Origin of the sequence: Ferruginibacter sp. SUN106 (assembly GCF_050611765.1) — a bacterium.
In the GTDB taxonomy this organism is placed as follows: domain Bacteria; phylum Bacteroidota; class Bacteroidia; order Chitinophagales; family Chitinophagaceae; genus Ferruginibacter.
The window spans coordinates 419,776-440,761 of sequence record NZ_JBODJC010000005.1 but is presented as its reverse complement, the minus strand read 5'-3'; the positions used below and the strand labels follow the sequence as shown (position 1 = coordinate 440,761).

19 protein-coding genes are annotated in these 20,986 nt (G+C 37.3%); 5 read left to right on the top strand and 14 right to left on the bottom strand.

The features are described 5' to 3' along the window. Positions 1-41: 41 nt before the first annotated feature. The 3 genes from ACQ334_RS21350 to ACQ334_RS21340 all read right to left on the bottom strand — a co-directional run bounded on the left by ACQ334_RS21350 (position 42) and on the right by ACQ334_RS21340 (position 3,227). Positions 42-722: a hemerythrin domain-containing protein gene (locus ACQ334_RS21350; protein WP_430990304.1), complete on the bottom strand. Its 681-nt coding sequence runs from the start codon at positions 720-722 to the stop codon at positions 42-44. A gap of 223 nt (positions 723-945) precedes the next feature. Then, the gene (locus tag ACQ334_RS21345) at positions 946-1,710 is read right to left on the bottom strand and encodes a hypothetical protein (protein ID WP_430990303.1); all 765 of its coding nucleotides are present in this window, start codon (positions 1,708-1,710) and stop codon (positions 946-948) included. 182 nt (positions 1,711-1,892) lie between these two features. Next, positions 1,893-3,227: a glycosyltransferase gene (locus ACQ334_RS21340; protein ID WP_430990302.1), complete on the bottom strand. Its 1,335-nt coding sequence runs from the start codon at positions 3,225-3,227 to the stop codon at positions 1,893-1,895. A gap of 297 nt (positions 3,228-3,524) precedes the next feature. On the opposite strand from ACQ334_RS21340, the gene ACQ334_RS21335 reads away from it, so the two are divergent. Genes ACQ334_RS21335 through ACQ334_RS21325 form a run of 3 tightly spaced genes read left to right on the top strand, consistent with a single transcriptional unit; the run spans position 3,525 to position 6,439 of the window. Next, a complete protein-coding gene (locus ACQ334_RS21335) occupies positions 3,525-4,577 on the top strand; it encodes a sensor histidine kinase (RefSeq protein WP_430990301.1) in 1,053 nt (350 codons plus the stop codon). Beyond that, a complete protein-coding gene (locus ACQ334_RS21330; protein ID WP_430990300.1) occupies positions 4,574-5,632 on the top strand; it encodes a sensor histidine kinase in 1,059 nt (352 codons plus the stop codon). The genes ACQ334_RS21335 and ACQ334_RS21330 overlap by 4 nt, the downstream gene beginning before the upstream one ends. Positions 5,633-5,674: 42 nt before the next feature. Beyond that, positions 5,675-6,439, top strand: coding sequence for a LytR/AlgR family response regulator transcription factor (locus ACQ334_RS21325; RefSeq protein ID WP_430990299.1), 765 nt, complete (start codon positions 5,675-5,677; stop codon positions 6,437-6,439). Between the two features lies 1 nt (position 6,440). Here ACQ334_RS21325 and ACQ334_RS21320 read toward each other — a convergent pair whose 3' ends face one another. Both ACQ334_RS21320 and ACQ334_RS21315 read right to left on the bottom strand, forming a co-directional pair. Continuing rightward, complete coding sequence (locus ACQ334_RS21320; protein WP_430990298.1) at positions 6,441-9,503, bottom strand: ligand-binding sensor domain-containing protein; 3,063 nt, start codon at positions 9,501-9,503, stop codon at positions 6,441-6,443. 168 nt (positions 9,504-9,671) lie between these two features. Further along, positions 9,672-10,685, bottom strand: a complete 1,014-nt coding sequence (locus tag ACQ334_RS21315) for a S41 family peptidase (RefSeq protein WP_430990297.1) — start codon at positions 10,683-10,685, stop codon at positions 9,672-9,674. Between the two features lie 275 nt (positions 10,686-10,960). Between ACQ334_RS21315 and ACQ334_RS21310 the strand changes: the two genes are divergently transcribed. Both ACQ334_RS21310 and ACQ334_RS21305 read left to right on the top strand, forming a co-directional pair. Then, on the top strand, positions 10,961-12,124 hold the full coding sequence (locus ACQ334_RS21310; protein WP_430990296.1) for a hypothetical protein: 1,164 nt from the start codon (positions 10,961-10,963) through the stop codon (positions 12,122-12,124). Positions 12,125-12,132: 8 nt separating this feature from the next. Beyond that, complete coding sequence (locus tag ACQ334_RS21305; RefSeq protein ID WP_430990295.1) at positions 12,133-12,639, top strand: hypothetical protein; 507 nt, start codon at positions 12,133-12,135, stop codon at positions 12,637-12,639. A gap of 85 nt (positions 12,640-12,724) precedes the next feature. Here ACQ334_RS21305 and ACQ334_RS21300 read toward each other — a convergent pair whose 3' ends face one another. From ACQ334_RS21300 to ACQ334_RS21260, 9 genes are all read right to left on the bottom strand, one after another. Beyond that, on the bottom strand, positions 12,725-13,864 hold the full coding sequence (locus tag ACQ334_RS21300) for an FAD-dependent monooxygenase (protein WP_430990294.1): 1,140 nt from the start codon (positions 13,862-13,864) through the stop codon (positions 12,725-12,727). Positions 13,865-13,923: 59 nt separating this feature from the next. Next, the gene (locus ACQ334_RS21295; RefSeq protein ID WP_430990293.1) at positions 13,924-15,303 is read right to left on the bottom strand and encodes a S41 family peptidase; all 1,380 of its coding nucleotides are present in this window, start codon (positions 15,301-15,303) and stop codon (positions 13,924-13,926) included. 76 nt (positions 15,304-15,379) lie between these two features. Then, on the bottom strand, positions 15,380-15,850 hold the full coding sequence (locus tag ACQ334_RS21290) for a hypothetical protein (protein ID WP_430990292.1): 471 nt from the start codon (positions 15,848-15,850) through the stop codon (positions 15,380-15,382). Positions 15,851-15,858: 8 nt separating this feature from the next. Further along, a complete protein-coding gene (locus ACQ334_RS21285) occupies positions 15,859-16,449 on the bottom strand; it encodes a c-type cytochrome (protein ID WP_430990291.1) in 591 nt (196 codons plus the stop codon). 31 nt (positions 16,450-16,480) lie between these two features. Then, positions 16,481-16,651: a hypothetical protein gene (locus tag ACQ334_RS21280; protein WP_430990290.1), complete on the bottom strand. Its 171-nt coding sequence runs from the start codon at positions 16,649-16,651 to the stop codon at positions 16,481-16,483. A 192-nt stretch (positions 16,652-16,843) separates the two neighbouring features. Beyond that, complete coding sequence (locus ACQ334_RS21275; protein WP_430990289.1) at positions 16,844-17,767, bottom strand: NmrA/HSCARG family protein; 924 nt, start codon at positions 17,765-17,767, stop codon at positions 16,844-16,846. A 32-nt stretch (positions 17,768-17,799) separates the two neighbouring features. Further along, entirely contained in the window at positions 17,800-18,195 is a 396-nt protein-coding gene (locus ACQ334_RS21270; RefSeq protein ID WP_430990288.1) for a hypothetical protein, read from the bottom strand. Positions 18,196-18,206: 11 nt separating this feature from the next. After that, positions 18,207-18,761, bottom strand: a complete 555-nt coding sequence (locus ACQ334_RS21265) for a hypothetical protein (protein ID WP_430990287.1) — start codon at positions 18,759-18,761, stop codon at positions 18,207-18,209. A 188-nt stretch (positions 18,762-18,949) separates the two neighbouring features. Further along, a complete protein-coding gene (locus tag ACQ334_RS21260) occupies positions 18,950-20,980 on the bottom strand; it encodes a tetratricopeptide repeat protein (RefSeq protein ID WP_430990286.1) in 2,031 nt (676 codons plus the stop codon). Between the last annotated feature and the right edge of the window lie 6 nt (positions 20,981-20,986).

Sequence of the window (20,986 nt, the reverse complement as noted above, 5' to 3'; positions counted from 1 at the left end):
TCTTTGATTTATGATTTGTGATTTATGAAATTGTTATTTATTTATGCCAGCATTGCGCCTTCTGTAATAGTTTCCTGCACCTGCTGCCAGCGGGGTGCATTCAGTTCCTGTTCGGCTGTTTGCATCAGCGATTGAAATACAAAATCGGGTGCATTGTTTTTTACCTCTTTGAGCCAGCCGGTAATTTCGTTGTTGTTTAACCCACGCATCATCCAGCGGCTGAACTGCGCCACGTGTTGCGGTGGTATGCTTGCCACAATTTTTTGTGTAATGCCATGTAATTCTATATCAGTATAACTTTTCCACAAGGCTTTATTAATGATGTCTTCTTCCTTAGCCATATGCTTTAAATTGAAGATCATAAACTCAATAAAGGATTGTGTAATAGCATCACCGGTAATTATTTTATCATCTGATGAAACAGTATGCCCAAAAGCAGTTAATAAACCTCTGAGGCGTTGGCCTAAAGCATGATCCTCTTCATGTTCCTTTTCAAATGCATTCACCAATGCTGGCTCAGTATGTTCAATAGCGGTAAACACCATCGTGTCTTCGGTATGAGCATGTTTATCAAATAAATCAATTGTTTGCCCTAATAGTGTAAGCGAATTTTCTGCTTCTTCTGTATTATTAAAATCTGTTTGTTGCAGGCATAATGCAGTTTCATAAAGCATGGCCCTTAAGCCCTTATGTACCTGTCCGAAAATGTTGTATCGGGTCATAAAATAAAATTTAGTTGTGATTAAATATTTATACAAATCTCCTTTGTATTTGATGCTTAGTAAAGGCCGTGGTGCATGAGTTGATTAAAGAAGTGCATGAAGTGCTGTAACCGGGCCACTGTTATTTTTAAAAACAAAAAACCTGCATGCCTTACGGGGCATACAGGTTGTAACTGATAAAACCGTTTTGTAAAAACTAACAAATCCGGGTACGGTAATCTAGCTATGATGCCTGTCTTAAAACAAATCCTTCCAATATAATATTCGTTACGCCATTTGATTTTTCTATACGCATCCTGGTAGGGTAATAACCTGCTTTTTGATATTTTGCCGGTTGCGGAACCGCTCTTTCAAAACTGGTAGTAGCTTTTAAAAAGTCCAGGGTAATCATTGGTTCTAAAAATTTCAGTTTAGCATCGTAAGAACCATAAATAAATGTTTGTGTAAATAATTGCCCGTTTAATTCAGGTGAAGTAACATCTACATAATGTTTACCCATTGCCGGTACAGGATCTACGCCTATGTAATTTGCAGGAAGATAGTCTGCAGGAAGGCTTGCATCGAGCTTAACCGGGTCAAGATAGGTGGCAGTTTCTTCAGGGCTTGCCATATAAAAATGAAAATCAAAATGTGGTTTATCATAAATACCCACAGGAGGATGTCCATCAGGATTCCAGTCGAGCCCCACGTAATTAAAAATAGTAGCTGCCGCTTTGGGATGAAATTTCAATACCACATTATTATCGTGATGGTGTTCACCACCGGTAGTACCGGTACCAACCGCTACACTGTTTAATGCGGCATCATCAATACTCAGAGCCATACGTTCCGGATTGCCATCATTGTTTAGTTGAATCCATGTCCATGCTTTACCATGGTACACAGCAGTTTCCGGGCCTTTATAAATGCCGGCGGCTTTTTCATCATTTTTTTTGCAGGAGGTAAATAATGCCCCGGCAGTAATTGCTAAAAGAAATAATTTTTTCATGTCTACAATTTAATTTTTGTTTTGAATTAATGCTGCAAAGTTGGTGTAATACGGCGGCGCATACCAGGGTATGATGTATCAATTGCAGTTTATGTGTGGTGAAGCGTGAGACGTGAGTGGTGAAACGTGAATGGAAACGATAGGATTTAAAATGTGCACTTTCACGTCGCACTATTCACGCCTTACGAATATATTTTTTGTGCCAGCTGATTCGCTTTTTCCCTGCTGATAATATTATGTTGCATTAGTTGTGCCACATATTTTGTACAAAGTTCATTGGCTTTATATTGTTCAAATTCTTTACTCAGCTTTTCAACATTAGTTTTATATATCGTATTGGTAATAACCTGCTCTACAGCTTTTATTATTTGTACAGGTGTTGGGGTTTCTGTCTTTAAATTAATCCCATATTTAAAATACCCTACTCTTGCACAAATTTCATTTTTGCCTTCGTGCACGCCTGCAACCACCATGGGCAATTTATTTTCAATACTTAACATTACGCCCCCATAACCACCGTTTGTAATATATACACTGGCGTAAGGCATTACATCTGCAAACGGAATAAAGTCTTCGATAATTATGTTGGGATAATTATACTGGCTTCTCAATTCTTTGGTCTGCGATCCACCCGTAGTACATATTACCAATGTATCTGTATTTTTAAATGCTTCCAGTGCAGGTACAATTATTTTAGTGGCGTCTTTTTCTACAGTTCCCTGTGTTACCAGTACAATTTTTTTGTACTGCGCCAATCTTTTATCGTACCAGAAATCATCATTCTGTTTATTGCTGTAAGGTAACAGCGGGCCTATAAAACGGATATTTTTACTAAGATCACTTCTATAGTATTCAAAACCAGGTGTGCCGCTTTGTAATATAAGATCTGCTTTGTGGCTTAACAGGTCAAAAAGAAAAATATTATTGTGTTCAATATTATAGTCATCTAAAATGCGGTGCAATTGCCTGTTGGGTTTTTTAATAAATATATTTTTAACCAGCCATCTCAATACGGATTGTTTTATTTTGCCTGGCAAAGATTTAGCAGGCACCATACCAAGCCCGTTGGGTGCAAGGTCTTTTGAACTTTCAATTAAAGGCAGCACCCCAATTGATATTACAGGTACTTTGAGTAATTCTTTTATAAAAATACTTCCTGTAAAAGCTACATCGCAGATCAGCAGATCGAAAGGAAATGTTTTATGAATGATGCTCATTTCCTCAAAATACAAAGGCCCTCTTTTGATAAAAAAATGTTCCAGGTCAAAATTGAGTTTCTTAATAGTGCTTTTTATTTTTTCTCTCCCCGGAAAAGCCTCCGCTAAATCATCTGTGGTAATATCCAGTGCCTTACCAAATTGGTAAAATGGCATTTGCAATTGTTGTAGTTTGGGCTGGTATTTTGAAGCAGCATACCACCTTACATCATATCCTTGCTGTTGTAAATGTTTTGCCAAACCGGTAAGCGGATTAAAATGTCCGTCGGCCGGCACACAGGTAAATAATATTTTTTTCATGGTTATATTTTTATTGTGTTTCAAAATTGCAAACCAATTAATAACCTGTAAAGCCATACTGCCGTGGATTGACAAAACTGGTTGTTGAATTGATACAAAATGCAGGTAAACAGGCGCTGCAGAAAAGTCAGCAACAGCTCGCTGAAAACGGCCCTTCATCCATATCATCGCTTCAAAACGCCTGTATAAAATGTGCCCTTAATACATTTCATACAGGCTTTTTCTCAATTCATACACCATTAACACAATTGATACCCTGAAAGCAGGTGCTTTTGCCTAAATTTTATAATTTACAGCATGGCATTAAAGCGATATAGTAAAAAGGAGCCGTTGGTATTTGTGTGGGTAATGCTGCCATACATTATCTTCCTTAATCTATTGATGTTTGGTTCCTGCATTTTTGATTCTCCTGCATTATTTGGCAAAAGTTTTTTATTCTCTGGGATATTCATATTTGTCATCTATTTTTTCTTTGGCCTTGTAGCCACATTTATTCAAAAAAGGTTTGCCACTGCCGGGGAATTGTTCAGGCGCATTGCCATCATGCTGCCTGTATTTTACCTGATGAATTGTATTGCGATTACCGCCCTTTTTTATTTGCACAGTAAACTGCAATTGTTAGCCTGTACACCCAAAACAGATATGCTGCTATGGTGCATCATTTATGCCTGCCTGATGAGTACCATTATTACTTTTATTAATGAGGGCGTTGCCAACTGGGAAGCATGGAAGGCTTCTATTACCGAAACAGAAAAAATTAAAAATGTATACCAGCGCAGTAAAGTGCTGGGTTTAAAAGGGCAGATCAACCCTCATTTTTTATTCAATTGTTTCAATACTTTATCCGGATTGATACAGGAAGATGAAAACAAAGCAGAAATTTTTTTAGATGAAATGACCAGGGTGCACCGGTATCTTTTAAGAAGTGATGATGAATTACTGGTGTCATTGGATATGGAAATAAAATTTGCAAGCTCCTACCTGTACCTTGCTAAAGAACGTTTTGGAGAAGCTATTACTGTTTCCATTTCTATCGGGGCCGATGCATTGGAAAAAAAATTACCGCCACTTAGTATGCAGGTGATCTTAGAAAATATTATTTACACTAACGCATTAAGTAAAACTAATCCGCTCAGCATTACTATTACTTCCACCAATAATAATGAATTATCGATTGTAAATACAATGCATGAAAAAACTGTAGTACAAAACTATGGTGTGGATGATGGCCTGGATAACCTGCTGAACAAATACAAAATACTAAATGCCGGTAACATTATTATAAATGAAAAAGAGGGTAAAAGATTTTTTTTACTCCCCTTGTTTGATAAAAAGGAGGCCCAAGCATGAAACTGGTAAAACCACCCAAAATACAGGTCTGTAGTTTCTGGCTGTCAATGCCTTTCATTGTATTGGCTTTGATGTATATTATGTATGACGAAAGAATATGGGCCGAATGGAAAATATGGGCTGTTACTTTTCCACTCATTTATATAATTGGTTTTTTCTCCTGGTATTCTCATTCGCAATATGATCATTTTCTTAAATCAAGATTTCCTTCGTTACAATTAACCGGTAAAAGAGTTTTATTTAAGTTACTGGTGAACCTGTTTATCATGACGCCATCGGTGCTGCTTATTTTCTTTGTATTTCATCACTTTAATATTTTAGGTTACCAGATACAGGATGGCGATTTAAAATATGGTTATTTAGTGGGCCTTGCGGTAAACCTGGTTTTTGAAACTTTATGGGAAGTAATTTATATCATCGAAAAATACAAAGAAGCAACCGCAGAAAAAGACATGCTGGAGCAATTGCAATTACAGCAGGAGTTTGATGGACTGAAACAAAAAGTAAATCCGCATTTTTTATTCAACTGCTTTAATACTTTATCAGCCCTGATAGCCGAGGATAAAGACAAAGCTGAAAAATTTTTAGACGAACTGAGTAAAGTATATCGCTACCTGCTGCGGAAAAATAACGATAGCATGAATACATTGGAAAGCGAGATAAAATTTATTCAAAGCTACTTCCAGTTATTAAAAACCAGGCACGGAGAGGCGGTAGATTTACAGGTGGAAGTAGATAAACAGTACGGTAATTACCTGTTGCCCTCGTTGAGTTTACAAATGTTGCTGGAAAATGCAGTAAAGCACAATGCCCTTTCAAAAAACAAACCCCTTACCATTGAAATATTTACCACCACCGGTAATAAATTAGTAGTAAATAATAACCTGCAGCGCCGCACCATTAAAGCACCCAGTAATAAAGTAGGGTTGGATAATATCAAAACAAAGTATGAGCTGCTGCACCTGAAAGGTTTCCAGGTAATGGAAGATGGAAAGAATTTTACTGTGGTATTGCCATTAATATGGAACAACACAACGGAAAACAACAAAGTGTAAACAAGTACTTCAAAATATATTTATAAAAATAAAACTGTTGTTATGCAAATTTTAATTGTAGAAGATGAAGAACTGGCAGTAAAAAAACTGCAGAAAACATTATTGTCTGTAAGTACTTCGGCAACTATTGCCGGTGTTACTGATAGTATAAAAAGTACTGTAGAATGGTTGCAGGAAAATCCGCAACCCGATCTGATACTAATGGATATTGAATTAGCCGATGGCCAGAGTTTTGAAATATTTAATCTTACCGAAGTAAAAAGCCCGGTGATATTCACCACCTCGTATGATGAATATGCACTTAAAGCTTTTAAAGTAAACAGCGTGGATTATTTATTAAAGCCGATACAAAAAGAAGAATTGCAGGCAGCACTAACTAAGTTTCAAAAAATAAAAGGCAACAGCAATGCCGATATTAATATTGAGGTTTTAGTAAAAGAACTACAACAAAAATTACAGCCTAAAGAATACCGCAAACGATTTTTGGTAAAGCACGGGCAAAAATTAGTATCGGTAGAGATTGACGAAATTGCTTATTTCTACAGTGATGGCAGGTTGAACTTTTTTAAAACACAGGACAACAAAAAATTTGTGGTAGATTATACTATGGATGAACTGGAAGATATGCTGGAGCCGGAAAAATATTTCCGTATCAGCCGCTCCTTTTATGTATCGGTAAACAGCATTGATAAAATTGACGATTATTTTGGTAATCGTTTGATCTTACAGTTAAAACCAGCCGTAGATAAAGAAGCATTGGTAAGCAGGGAAAAAGTAACCGACTTTAAAAAATGGATGGGTAAATAATTTATTGCACCGGAATTGCTAATTCAATAATTGATCTTGTTTTTTGCAGCTGTACATTCAGTACGGCATTCACTTCTTTCAATTTATCAGCCAGTTCCTGGCGTTGCAACAGGTTATTTAATTGCAGCATATCGGTATTACTGCTATCAAAATCCAATGTGTAGGTAAGGTTAGGTTTTTTAAATCCTATATAAAAGCGGCAATCAGCAGCACCTGTTCTTACAATATTTGTACTGCCCCCTCTTAATAACCAAAATACATTCTGGCGCAGTTCCATATTTAATTTTAATGTTGTTACTTTTTCATCTACCAATAAATCTATTGCAACGCCGTAACGATTTCGCAGCGCATCTATATGTTCCCTGATACGCTCAATAGTTTTTTGCATACTGTCGTTGTCCGGGCTAATACCCCACAACATATCATCCATAGCAATAATCATCTGCTGGCTTTTACCATGTATCTGCTGAATATATTCTTTTGATTTTTCAATATCCTTATCTGCCTTCAGTTTTGCCATCTCACTTAAAATATTGATATTGTTGAGTGCAGTGTTTACCTCCTGGTGTAATTTATCTGCAATATCGGTTCGCATTTTCTGTATAACTGCATTACGTTTTGTACGCTGCCTGTCTAACCAGAACAATAAGCCCATTACCAGCAATGTAAGTACACTGTAAAACCACCAGGTTTTCCAGAATGGAGCATTTACAATAATAACAAGGCGTGTTACTTTACTGGATTCCACACCATCTTCATTCATGGACTTCATTAAAAAAGTATAGCTGCCGGGAGGCAGGTAATTATATACTGCCTGGTTATTTTTATCTGAAATCACCCAACTTTTATCAAGTCCTTCCAGTTTATATTTTATCAGCGAAGCATTGTTATATAGCAGGGAAGAAAATTCAATAACCAGCGAGTTCTGATCATATCCCAGTTCTATTTTTTTTAATTGCAGCAGCGAATCCAGTAACAAAGATTTGTTCATCACTTTAAAGTCGGTTATACTAACCCATGGAAAAACGGGCCGTACCTGGATACGCAAAGGATCGAACACAATAAAATGATTGGTGGAACCAAAGATCATCCTGCCATCTGGCATTACATAAGAAGCAGCCTGGATAAAACATTCGTTTTCTATTCCATCGGCACGGTTAAAATTTACAAATATTCCTTTTTGAATATTGATACGGTACAAACCATTAGTAGTAGTCATCCATACAAAACCATTTTTGTCTTTTTCAAGAGAGGAGATATAACCTGAAATAAATTCAGGTCTTCCTACCAAAGCAGATCTGTTTGTAACCCTGTTATATCGGATGATATTAGTTGATGTGGTAATCAGCATGGTGGTATCATCGTATTCCATAATTGCAGAAACCGCCTGCTCAGGCAATTTCTTTTCTGCTGCTGCAGTGTCACTAAAGTGCATTACAATTTTATCGGTGTTTGTATCTATTACGTACACCCCTTCTATGCCGCATGCTACCCATACATAACCTTTTGAGTCTATTGTTATTTTTCCTACCAGGCCATTATTGATAGCAGTAAACTTGCTGATACCATCATCAAAATTTTTAGCTCCTTTTGATTTGGTCCATTTATACAATCCCCTGCTTTGCGTACCCAGCCACAGGTTACCATTTTTGTCTTCTGCAATTTGCCTGATGGTTCTGTTTTCAAAAACCGGCGGGTTAAAAAATTTAAAGCTCCTCTTATCCTGGTCTATTAAATAAATTCCTGGTTGTGAAGATATCCAGATATGGTTACTATCGGCCGAAGCAATCATGCACCAGGCATACGGATTCTTTTTAGTACCGAAATCTTTAATACCAAATGGTACGGTGTTAAAATCTTTACTATCATATGCATACATTCCATCTCCCCAGGTGCCTGCCATTACAGTGCCCCATTTTGTAGTTATGAATGACATAGGTGTGCCATCACCTGTTTTTAAATTAGAATGATTAATATGCTTTACATTGGTAAAAAATTCTGTTTCGGGATTGAACCTGAACAAGCCATTGGTATTAGTACCAACCCAGATATTTTTTTCCCTGTCTTCGCATAAAGTACTGATGGCATTATAAGTGATCCCCTGTTCATTACGATAACCATTGTACACCATTTGAAACTTCTTTTCATTTTCCAGGAACCTGGCAAACACCGGTCCACCCCTCACCCAAAAACTACCATCCTTTTGTTCAAAAAAACCATATATCTCATGATAACTTTTAAGGGTAGAATAAAATTCAAAACTTTCGGCAATGCGTTTATTGGCATTAAGGTCATAACAATAGATCATAGGAATTGACGGGTTCCAGTTAATAAACCATACACGGTGCCTGCTGTCGAAATAAAAATGAAAAGAGGGGGAGTTAATTTTAAATTCTTCCAGGAAGGATTCTTTTTCAACATTATTACCTGTGTAACTTAAATTTCCGGTAGCCGCATTATAAATAGCAACAGTACCTTCCTGCATACTCATCCAGTATTTATGTGTACCAGGTTGTGGTATAAAATCAGTTATATGCCATTCTTCTTTTTGTTTAAAAAAATTATTAGTATATGAAAAATCCTTTGTCTTTTCACTCCAGGTAATTACTTCACTACCCTGAAATAATAAAAAATAATTTCCGTACTCATCTGTTTTCAACTCCTTTAAAGTAGCATTTACAGAATTAGGATTTTTAGGCTTAACAGGCACCTTGTAAAAAGTAAATTTTTTAGTATCAAAAACCCCAACAGTACCATTGTAAAAAACTACCCACAAATTTTTTCTTTTATCAATCATTATTTGTTCAATGGGGTTGTAGGGAAGCGACATAGAATCCATACTATTATGGCGAAACGTTTTATAACGGGTGCCGTCAAAACGCTGTAGTCCATCTGTTGAGCCTATCCAGATATAACCTTCATCATCCTGCAATACGGTATTTACCTGGTTAGATACAAGGCCTGTAGTAGTGGTATAATGTGTGAAAGAATATTCCTTTTCCGGCTGGGCCGCCGCAATGGAGGCCAGCAGCATAGTACTTATTAGTAAAAATAATTTTGGCAAAGGAGGAGGTTTAATCAGGTTCAAATTTAATAAACCTCCGCCGTAAAGTGAACCAGCTAATGTTTTGATTTATACAATTGATACAGCTATTTACTCAATTCATACAGTATCACACAATCGGGCAGTGTAATTTCTATGAATTGTTGTAGTATTTCAGCAATTGGTTCATTAATGTTTACTAAACCACCTTATTGCAGCCTGTATTTTTTTATCCTGCAAATAATCATCAAAATTATCGCCGCCCCATATCATTTCATCCGGCTGTACATTGTAATAATATATATTTTTATTCCTGTCAACAATTGCAGACTCTGCAATTACAATACCTGCTTTACCCTTAATGATCCAATGCCCATTATTGCCAATGGTAAAACCTGCTGTTGTTTCTCCAATAAAGCGGGTGTTCTTTCTTCCTTTAAATGCCACCGCCACACATTCTCCGGCACTACCTGTTAAATTACTGGTGAGTATCACCACTGTTGTTTTAGGAGAAAGCTGACGGCAACTATTTACAACTTTTGCTGCACCACCATCTTCACTACAAAATTTTCCGTTTTCTAAAACCGACATTGATTCTACTACACCTTCGCTATTAGCGCCGCCAATAAATTTTCCATTGCCTAATAAAGGTGATAAACCTGCAATCATCGGAAACATAGTACCACCGCCATTTAATCTCAGATCAATAATAATTTTTGCAGCCCCGCTTTTTTCTAAACTAAAAAGGCTATCCATTAATTGTTGCGCTTTTTTGTTGTATTGGCTGGTATCTACCATCATGCCCGGCACACGCAGGTAACCAATATTACCGGTCAATATTTTTTTTACAAACCGGTTACCTTTAGCCATTTCATTTTTTACCGCTTCCGAAAACCTGAATTCAGTTTTAATATGCCATCTTAATTCCGCATCGCCTGCTGATAGCCAGCCATGATGATCGTTTACTGATTGAAACAGGTAAGCAATGCTGCTATCTAATTCATTCCATGTTTTTGCATTTTCGGCTTTAGCATAGGCTATTTGTTTTACTACCGGCCAGTTGGTGGTTTTAGCATGCAATGCATATTGCTGCAATAGGCTGATAGAAGAATCCAGTACCAGCTTTACGCTATCAGGCATTTGCGCTTTTATACAACTAACAGTGCAAATCAGTAGTATAAAAAAGAAGGTTTTTATTTTCATATCATAAAAGTATAATCAACCCGACAAAACAAACGCTTGTACTGTATCAATTGTAATTATAAATGGATGAAGTGTGTAAATGTTACAGTGGCAATATTATGATCAGGTAGCTGAGGATTTATTGTTATCACAAAGATTGATTTCATTTCATACCAGCAATATAACACCTGATGTTTTTAAAACTACAGCCAGTTGCTGCTCTCATTTTTATTTGAAATATATAAATGCAGCTTTGTACAAATTATATAATCAGTCAACACTAATTAAAAAATATTATGAAACATCATTTTAGTTTTAAATTTTTATACCTGCCGTTAGCAGGATTATTTTTTACAGCCGCCTGTGGTAAAAAAGAAAGTAATACACCAGGTAATGGCAACACACCGCCGGAAAATAATGTTGCTGTAACCGTTACTACCATTGCAGGAAAAGTTAATGATCATGGCAATGGAGAAGATGGCAATGGTTTAAATGCAAGATTCTGGAATCCCACAAAAATGGTTTTTGATAATCGTAATAATATGTTGTACGTGGCAGATGGTACCAGCATCAGAAGTATCGATCAGCAAAACAATGTAAAAACATATTTGCCCGAACATGTGCTTAGTGCCTTTAATGAAATTATGGATATTGACCTTGCACCCGGCCCTGATGGTGGTACCTTATATTTTATTTCTAAAGAAAATGATATCTGGAAGATAGAGCCTAATGGTAATAATTATACCACTACAAAAATTATTGACAGGGTATTTGGCGGTAATGAAACAGGTGCCGTTAATACATCCGATCAGATTGACGGGGCAACAGGTATAACAACCGGCAAAAACGGGACGATCTTTTTTTTCAATTCTTTCTGGAATACGATGCATAGCCTTACATTAAATTCTCTTACTCCCGTTACAGGCACAGTAAACACATTTGCAGGCAAAGCCACTGCTACAAGAGGTGCGGCCGCATGGCCCTATAAAGATGGTAGCGGAGATGATGCCAGTTTTGGTGGTACTGTAAGTGATATCGCATCCGATGCCAATGGAAATATTTATGTAGCGGATTTTAGAAATGATTTGGTACGTATGGTTACACCCGCCGGCGCTGTCAGTTCGTTATTTCAATATGAAAATGGAATCGGCGTAGATTATAGCGGACCCGTAAATGTGGCACAGGCAAATCATGTTACGCATGTAAGTGCAAGTGCAGATGGCAAAGCAATATATTTTACTACCTATGGCAGAGGTGGCAATTATTCTCCTGCATTACGTTTAGTGAAGCCGGGTAAAGAGGTGATCACTTTAGTAGGCTCTTCTATGAATTATGGTGACGGCAATGGGGCATCGGCAGCGCTTTCTACTATAGGAGGAATAGCTGCAACGCCGGATGGCAAAATTATTTATGTTGCCGAGCCCGGTAAAAAAGTAATACGGAAAATAACTATTCAATAAGGCCACTTATGATACTGGATATAACAGGCACTATAATAATTCCGCAAAACCATCAATTGGTTTTTGAATATTTTTCAAACTTTGCCAACGACAAGTTGTGGAGAAAAGAAGTGAAAGCAACAAAAGTTAACAGCGAAAAAATATGCGTTGGTACTTCCATTACGCAATATTCTTTTCTATCTAAAAAAGAGCCTTACTACAAAAGCGAATTTACCTGTACTGAATTTGCCGCTAATAAAATAATGGTATGCGAAACAAACAGGGGAGATCAATTCTGGTTAAAAACCACCAGGCAAGTAACGCCACTTACTGAAAATAATACCTTGATAACCTACCGGCTGCAGTTTGATACTGCCATTGTTAAACATGGCCTCGGCTTTGCTTTACCGCATTTTTTAGTTCGTATTTACACGCAACAAACTATGAAGCAGTATTTACGGGTACTTAAAAATAGTATAGCAAAAGAAAATCAGCATGCAGGATTTATTACTTATCCCTATTACGCAGGCGATTAGCATTCTTCTTTACAACAATACTAACTATACCTATACCAGAACTTCCGGCTTAATACCGGAAGTTTTTATTTACAAGAGAAAGAAATTAAAAATCAGTAGTGTACAATTTTTTAAACTGCTTATCCTTACCAGTCTGTGGTAAATGGGTAAATACAAAATCCCTTACTGCAATCAGTACTTTATTTTCTACCTGTGCTATTGCACCAATTTGTTTTGACCTGTTAACAATCCAGTGCGTTCTTTTCAATCGTCTTTTTTCAAATTGTTTAAATGCAGTTGCAATGTTGGTATTGTTTTTAATTTCATCAGCAAGTATCACGGCATCTTCAATAGCCTGGCAGGCGCCCTGGCCAAGATTAGGTGTAGTGGCATGGGCAGCATCGCCAATCAACACCACATTATTAAAAGCGTATTGTTGTATTGGTTGCAGGTCAATAATATCGCTCCAGATAAGGTTTTCGTTTTTTGTTTGCAGCAAGATAGCAGGGATGGGTGGGTGATAATCTTTAAATACTTCCAGTAAATCATCAATTTTATATTGTTGCATACGGGTATTGTTGGCAACAGTATTGATACAGGCAAACCAATATATTTTATTACCATTGAGTGGTACAATGCCAAAGCGGCCATTGTTGCCCCATGTTTCGGAACATTCATTTAATTGCAACTCTGTGTTATCAATCACAGCTCTCCAGCAGGTATAACCGGCATATCTTATTTTACTGCCGGGCAATAATTGTTTTCTTACAGGAGAATGAATACCATCTGCTGCAATAATATGATCCGTTGCATAAGTTGTACCATCCTGGAAATGTATGATACAATTATCTTCGTTTTGCGTAATGCGCCTTACTCTTTTATTGGTTTGAATACAGGCAGGATCAATTTTTGATAATAATAACTGGTGCAGATCGGCCCTGTGAATAGTAAAATTATCAAGCCCGTATTTTTTACTTACAGAAACACTGTCGGTGGTAGTAACAGGCCTTCCTTTTTTATTGTACAATGTAAATGAGGGTAAAAACCTGCCGGCGTTGATCACTTCTTTATCAATACCCAGTAATTGAAATGCTTTAATAGCATTGGCACCAAGTCCTATTCCTGCACCTAATTCTTTAATTTCCGGTGCGGCTTCAAATACCATGGCGTTGATACCAATATTTTTTAAAGCAATAGCCGTTGTAAGCCCTGCAATTCCTCCACCGATGATTGTAATATTTGTCATATTCATTGTATCATTTTCGCCATCAGCAATGCAGGTACTAAACGCTATTCGCCTACAATTTATTTAATCTTTGTTTTTAAATATTCCATTGCCTTATTTATTACGGGATCTTTCTTTTGCAGGTAATCAGTTAGTGTTGGCTTTACTTCAATATCCGGCTTAATACCATAGCCAACAAATTCTCTTCCGTCAGGATAGGTATCCTGTTTTGTGCAAACTCTTGCTGAGCCGCCACCTGGTAAATCAAACATATATGGTTGGCCCGTGCTGCCAAAAGAATTCACGCCCATTTTTATCATGTGTTTTTGATTGTCTGCATAAATTAAAAAATCTTCTGCAGCAGATGCAGTATTATGTCCGAGTAAAATAACAGTAGGCACTACTATTCTTTTGGCAGCCAGGTGAACGGTATCGGCTTCGTAATCAAAGTTGTAATAATATTTATCATTAAATGACAGCCATGATTTTTTTGCCCATTCATTACCTGTAGTATCTTTTACATTGGTAAATTTTCCCCAGGCTTTAAATGATGGAATATGCAGCCTGCTCCTGTTCTTTGATCCGTAGAGAATGGTATCATTAGTAAGGTATTGCAGGATAGCTGTGCCAATGCCTGTACTACCGCCACCATTATAACGCAGGTCGATTATCAATCCTTTTGCTTTATACAGTTCCGGTAATTTATCAATAAATAAACTGTCAATTTTTTCATCGTCAAAAGAATTTAAAGCCACATATGCTACCTTATCATTTTGCCATTTAAAATCCATCAGGTTCCTGTCTACATCAAATGCAGGATACACTTCTTTTTCTTCTGTTCTCTTATGCACCAGATTTAACGAGACAATGCTTCCATTTGGTCTTTTAATTTTTACAGCATAGCTATCACCATCCAATCCTTTCAACAAACCATTAATACTCCAGTCTTGCAATACATAACTGGTAGAAGAAGAAATATAAGGCGCTACATCTTCATTAATATATGTGGGTGTTGGTTTTCCATTTACTTCAATCACTTCACTACCCACAGGAATCTCATCTTTCTTACTCAGGTTAGTTCTTACAATAATTGCTTTGCCGTCAATATTTTCAATAAAGAACCTGTAGTCTCCAAACATGGTGGTCATAGTTTCAAAAGCCCTGTCTTGCGGAAAATATACATTGGTATGTCCATCTTTTAATAAGGCGCAGAATTTTTGCAACTCCCTGAAATAGGCATAATCATTAGTTGTTTTCTGCACACTTACTATCATAGCTTTATAAGCACTGTCCCATTGTTTCCTGTCCACTTTATCCAGGTAAATAAAATTATAATTTACTTCCTGCCAGAATTTTGAAAGTCCATACACTTTATCCGCCGGTGAAATCTTATCAGGTAATTGTGCATGTGCAGAAAAAACAAACAATAAAAAAACAGGGAGAAGGCTTATTCTTTTCATAACCGTATAAATAAGGTGACTGTTTAAGATGCTGTAAATTTAAAGCTTTCTATAATTCCAGATAATTATTATGGTGTCAATACAGTCCGAATACAACCCCTGCAAGTAATATGATAAAGCCTGTAATAGTTACTACCTGGCGGTATTGAAAAATTTGCAGCCACTCTGCTCTGTAATCCGCCCAGTCTTCGGGGTAACTATCAACAGCCCAGGTATTGATCTGCTTATTAATAGGCATATTTCCTTTTAGTGCAAGCAACACATCCATAATCAGTGCACCAAATGCAAGGCAGGAAGTAACAAAAAATATACTGAAATAATTTTTTCCGGTCACTACCAGCAAGGCTATATTGCTGAGTAAAGCCGCATACACCGCAAATTTATAGGTAGCGTTAAAAGCAGCATCCAGAAATTTTCTTAATTCAATATAGGATGCAGCCTGCATTTTATACTGCACTTTTTTTAATGCAATGATGTACATAAAAGACTGCGCCACTATTGCACTATAAGACAGTATTGTTATCAATAAAATAATCTTGAATAACATAATTCTTTTTATTTCAAGTCAGCTAATTTTTTAGGTAAAGGCACAATATTTTCCACGGGCTTTACAGTTTTTAAATAAGCAAAGATGGATTTCAGGTCTTCATCTTTCATATTCTTATAGGCAAACCATGGCATAGGTGGCAATAAGGGACGTGTATTATCAAGGCCTTTTAATTTTCCTTCACGCAGTGCTTTTATAAATTGTTCTTCCTTCCATGCGCCAATACCTGTTGCATCGCCGGTAATATTAGCAGCATAAGATTGGCCCCACATCCCCACAGCGCTGGTTAAATCAGGGGCCAGTATTGCCCATCCTTTTTTTATTACGTTAGTATCTACCGGGGGTAACTTACCATCATGAGGAAAGCCTGATAATCTCAACTCTGGTATTATCTCCGGCCCGTTTGGCCCCATACGTTTAGGTGAATGACAATCATCGCAGCCAATAGTGCTTACTAAATATTTGCCACGTTCTACCATTCCGGTGGAATCCATTTTGCCTGATTTGGCAGCGCTATCAGCAGCATTATTATTACAAGATGTTACAGTCATCACAACAGTTACTGTTAGAACTGAAAGAATAAAAAATTTGTTAGGCATAATTAAAAGTTTTGAGTGATTGAATATTTTATTATGGTGTTAAAATGAGATCAGCAGCTGAATGATTAGTAATAGTATCTGCATCAAAATTCAAATCCCAATCAGGATATTTTTTAACGAGTCCTTGATGAGCATGGGCAACAATCAATATTGCCGAAGCTGTTGTAATAACCAGGGCTGCTGACAGGAATATATTTTTCATGATGAGCTGTTGTTTTAAAATCTGTTGCAAGATATTTTTGAATGCCACGCTATACAATGCAGCATGGTATGAAATGGCAGAAAGGCAGTATGAAATGAGAAAAGCAATTATCACTTATACAATAAAAAAATGCCGGCAAAAGCCGGCATTAAAATCAAACACAAATTGCTATGGGTACGGTGCAATTTTCATTTATACAGTGGTTGCTTCTTCTATTGTCAAATGTTTTTCAAACTTATTTTTATTTTCTCTCAACCAGCTTTCAAACGTAAGCGTATCCGGGTTTAATCCGTAGCTTTCAATCATATCTATCTGCCTGTTGGGAATATATAATCTCTGAACTTCAAACATATTGGCTATTTCTCCTGCAGCAGGAAAATCGAATGCCGCATAAACATCGTGTGGAATATAATTGTATTTTATTTTTTTGCCCAGCACTTTGCTCATTACTGCTGCATATTTTTCGCAGGTATCATCTGCGCCTACTGCACCTACAGTACGGTCAATGTACGCTTCAGGATGATCAAAAATTGTGGTCGCCATTCCACCAATATCTTCCACGCTTACCATTGCCAGCCTGGTATTACCCTGGGGAAATCCAAAATAATAAGTTTCGTCGGCTGCTTTTTGCAAAGGGAAAAAATTCAGGAAATTCTCATAGTAAAAAGCCACCTGCAAAAATGTGGCAGGAATACCAAGCAGCTTTGTATATTCCTGTAAAGCAGCTTTTATATCACAATGCGGTGTGGGAAATTTTCCACTACTTAATTTATTATAATCAGGCAAAGTATGAAAAACAAAATGACTGATGCCTGTTGCTTTTACAGCATCCACCAGGTTTTTCCCTTGCTGGTATTCACTTTCAAAATGTTCCCAAAAATTAGTTACGCCATAAACGCCATAACAATCCTGCATTGCTGCTTTTAAACTTTCAATGTCATTCATATCCCCGGTTACCACTTCTGCACCCAATTCTTTTAAAGCTTTTGCTTTTTCAGTATTGGCATTTCTTGTAAGTATGCGTACAGCAAATTTATTTTGTGCCAGTAAGGTTCTGGCTACACTACCACCTTGTGCGCCTGTGGCACCGGTTACTAAAATTATTTTTTGTTGCATTGTTTTTATTTATGTGTTTTAAACTGCTGAGTTTATTTTTTATCTTCTGGTTTAGATAATAAATAGCGGGTCATAAAAATGCCACCGGCTCCGCTATCATTCTGGCTAAGCGTTAAAGAGGTAACATGTTCCACTTTCCAGCCATTGTTGGTGTATTCTTTTAATGTCTTTACTACTTTGTCTTCGTTCTCTTTAATATTTTTAAAATTGATACCCACCATACTGAAGAGGTTTTCCATCTCCGAATCTTTTTGTGTGCCATCAGGATTGGTGATGATCATTTTTGATCTGCCTAATCCACCTGCTAAAACAGATTCCACTGTGGTGATCTGCATAAATTGTTTAGATGCTTCTGCTTTAATTTCCTGTGCGTAAGAACTGCTGATAAATGCAATGGCTATCATCAGCGAAAAAAAATATTTTTTCATGATACTATGTTTTAAAATTTTTGTAAAAATGTAAGGGGGCTGGTTGTACCCTGTAATGTTAGATAAATAGCTTTGGTACCACCTGGTTCTGTGCCTGTAGCGTAGGTATAAGTTGTAAGTAAGGTCAGTTCATTTTTTGCCAGGTCTCTTTCTTCTGCTGTCTGGCCATTTCTTGTTCTTTTATAATGTGCAGAACAGGCATAGGTTTTAATGGTTTTGGTAGCCTCATCAAGTACTACGGTACCTTTTGTTACCGATTGCTGGTAGGTAGTGATACCAAGGCTTACGCTGCTGGAAGTAAAATACTGTTCGTAAGTACCATCTGCATTAAATTTAAAGGCAATAGCAAATTGCAATGCATTGCCCAGGTAGTCGCCGGGATTTTGATTCCAGTATTCCGTCATAGAAAAATTACCGTACATCCAGTTACCCTGCAAAGCAGCAGTAACTGTGGTGCGTGGGTTTTCAGGACATGCAGCAGATGCTGTTGTTGCCGTTTTATTTTTTTGGCAGGCTCCGAATAACGCAGCACTTATTATTGCTGCAGATAAAATAAATTTTTTCATTTCCATCTTCTTTAATTGTTTTATTTTTTTGTTTACAAACATGCTGTAGTTTCAAAAAAAATTCATGACTATACTTTTAAGAAACTGCTGCAAGATATTTTTGGTTACGCTGTTATTAAATACTGTTTTGTATAAACTGTTTTAAAATTGATATGAATTGTTTAGGTTTTTTCAGTAGTAATTGTTGTTTATAAAGATTTGTCGATCTTAATAAAATCGGCAATGATACCTTTTCCTTTAACGGATGAATTAAATCCGGAATTAATCCCCAGTGTGTATCCTCCTTCCACACCTGCTACAATACCACCCACTTTCGCAATGCCACCTGCAATGTCTGCCGGTGTATCGCCAACTTTTACAGATGCAGTTCCCTTTAAACCAAAATCACCGAACTCATTATTGTTATCAAATGATACGTACACCATTTGCTTAATGTCTGCACCTCCTGCACCTGCAAAGAATTTAGCTTTTACACCAACCCCTGCTGATAATGTAGAAGTACCGGTTTTAAAATTATGTTCGTAACCTCCCCTGAAAACAGCAGCACTCCCTTCAAGCGCATATTTAGAACAGTCAGCTTTTATTTTTGCTACCTGTACATCCAGTTCCATATTCAACCAGTTGGGGCAATTAAAATCAATACTATGGCTTGCGGCAATGATACCATCAGCCTCTTCTGAAGTCATTTTCCCGGGTATGCATCCCCCGGGATTATCTTCAAAGCAAACTGCTGTTGCAATAGTATTACCGATAAAACCAAAGTATTCTGCTACTGTATGGTACACCATTTTTTTATTGCCTGCCGTGGGATTCAATTGCACATAACTGATCATTGCATTGATGTATTCTTTCCAACGGGTATTAACTATGTTATACCTGTTTTTGATAAAAGCATTGCGGCTACTTACATAGGCATCGGCTATGGGCTTTTTTAAGTCGCAGCATTTCTGCTGGTAAGCCAATATCAACTCTTCTCCACCCCCAGGTATGTTAGGCGGTTGCGGACATTTGATTTCATTTAATTTAGTGTAGTAATTAGTAATGATGTCCTGCAGGTGCCCCGACTCCTCTTCTGGCAGTAAGCCCAGTAAAGGTGCAAACTCATCGCCCAGATCACTCATCAGTTCACTTTCAAGATCTGCATAAAAACCTGGCGCTCTTTTTCCTTCTTCTTTTCTTATCTCATCTGTAATTTCTCCGGCATTCATCCAGAAAAGTAATTCTCCCTGCAGCGATTTTAAATACACTGCATTATCAGCGTGCCATTGTGCCGACTGCCCGGCTGTTTCCGGAAGATCGGGCAATACAAATTTTGAGAAACCGATCTCCTCAAAAAAATCACGGTGTGGTATACCCGTTCTTCTTTTACGTATGGCAGCAAGATTAATTTTTATTCCTTTACGTTTTAAATTCGCCAGCGTAGAGCGGCGGTGTGCTACCTCCAGCTCCTTTTCAAAATATTTTTGTCCTTCTTCAAATTGATTTTGAAAAAATCTGATCATGCCCATGCTTCTGTTGGCTTCCGGATGCAGGGGATCCTGTATAAGGCATTGCTGTAAAAAATCTTCCGCTTTAGATAAATCACCCAGGCCTAAAAAAGCCTGGCCCATATTATTCAGCAACATACTGTTATTGGGTTCCTGTACCAGGTGATGCATTAAAATGGGAATCGCTTTGTGTTCCAATCCTGTCATGTTATATAATGCAGCCAGGTTATTCCATCCTGCCACTTCACCGGGATTTTGCAAGGCAGCATTCATAGAAATGAGTAAAGCCTGCACTGGATTATCTGCATAAAATTCAGCCACTGCAGAACTTTGCTGCTGTGCCGGCGTTTGTTGCGTAGTAATTGTTTTTACCTCATCCAGCACTGCTTTGGGTGTTACCGATTGTAATTGCTGCATCGATTTTTTTAAACCATCTGCCAACTGTATCATTGTTGGTGGTTGTACCGGCAGCAACGACAAACGTTTAATGTCTTTTACCGGTGGATTTAATTCAAAATCCGGTAACAGCATTTCGTTGATCTTTAAATTATTTGTTGCTGCAATTTGTTTTGCCTGTGTGCTCGCCTGCTTCAACATTTTTTGTTTGTAAGCCTCCAGCTCCTGCGGACTCATCGTCATCATCTTATTGATATCAGGTAACGCCGGTTTATTTTGTGCCACTGTAATTAGTACACTACAAGTTGCTACCAGGATAAATACATATTTTTTCATGAGTTA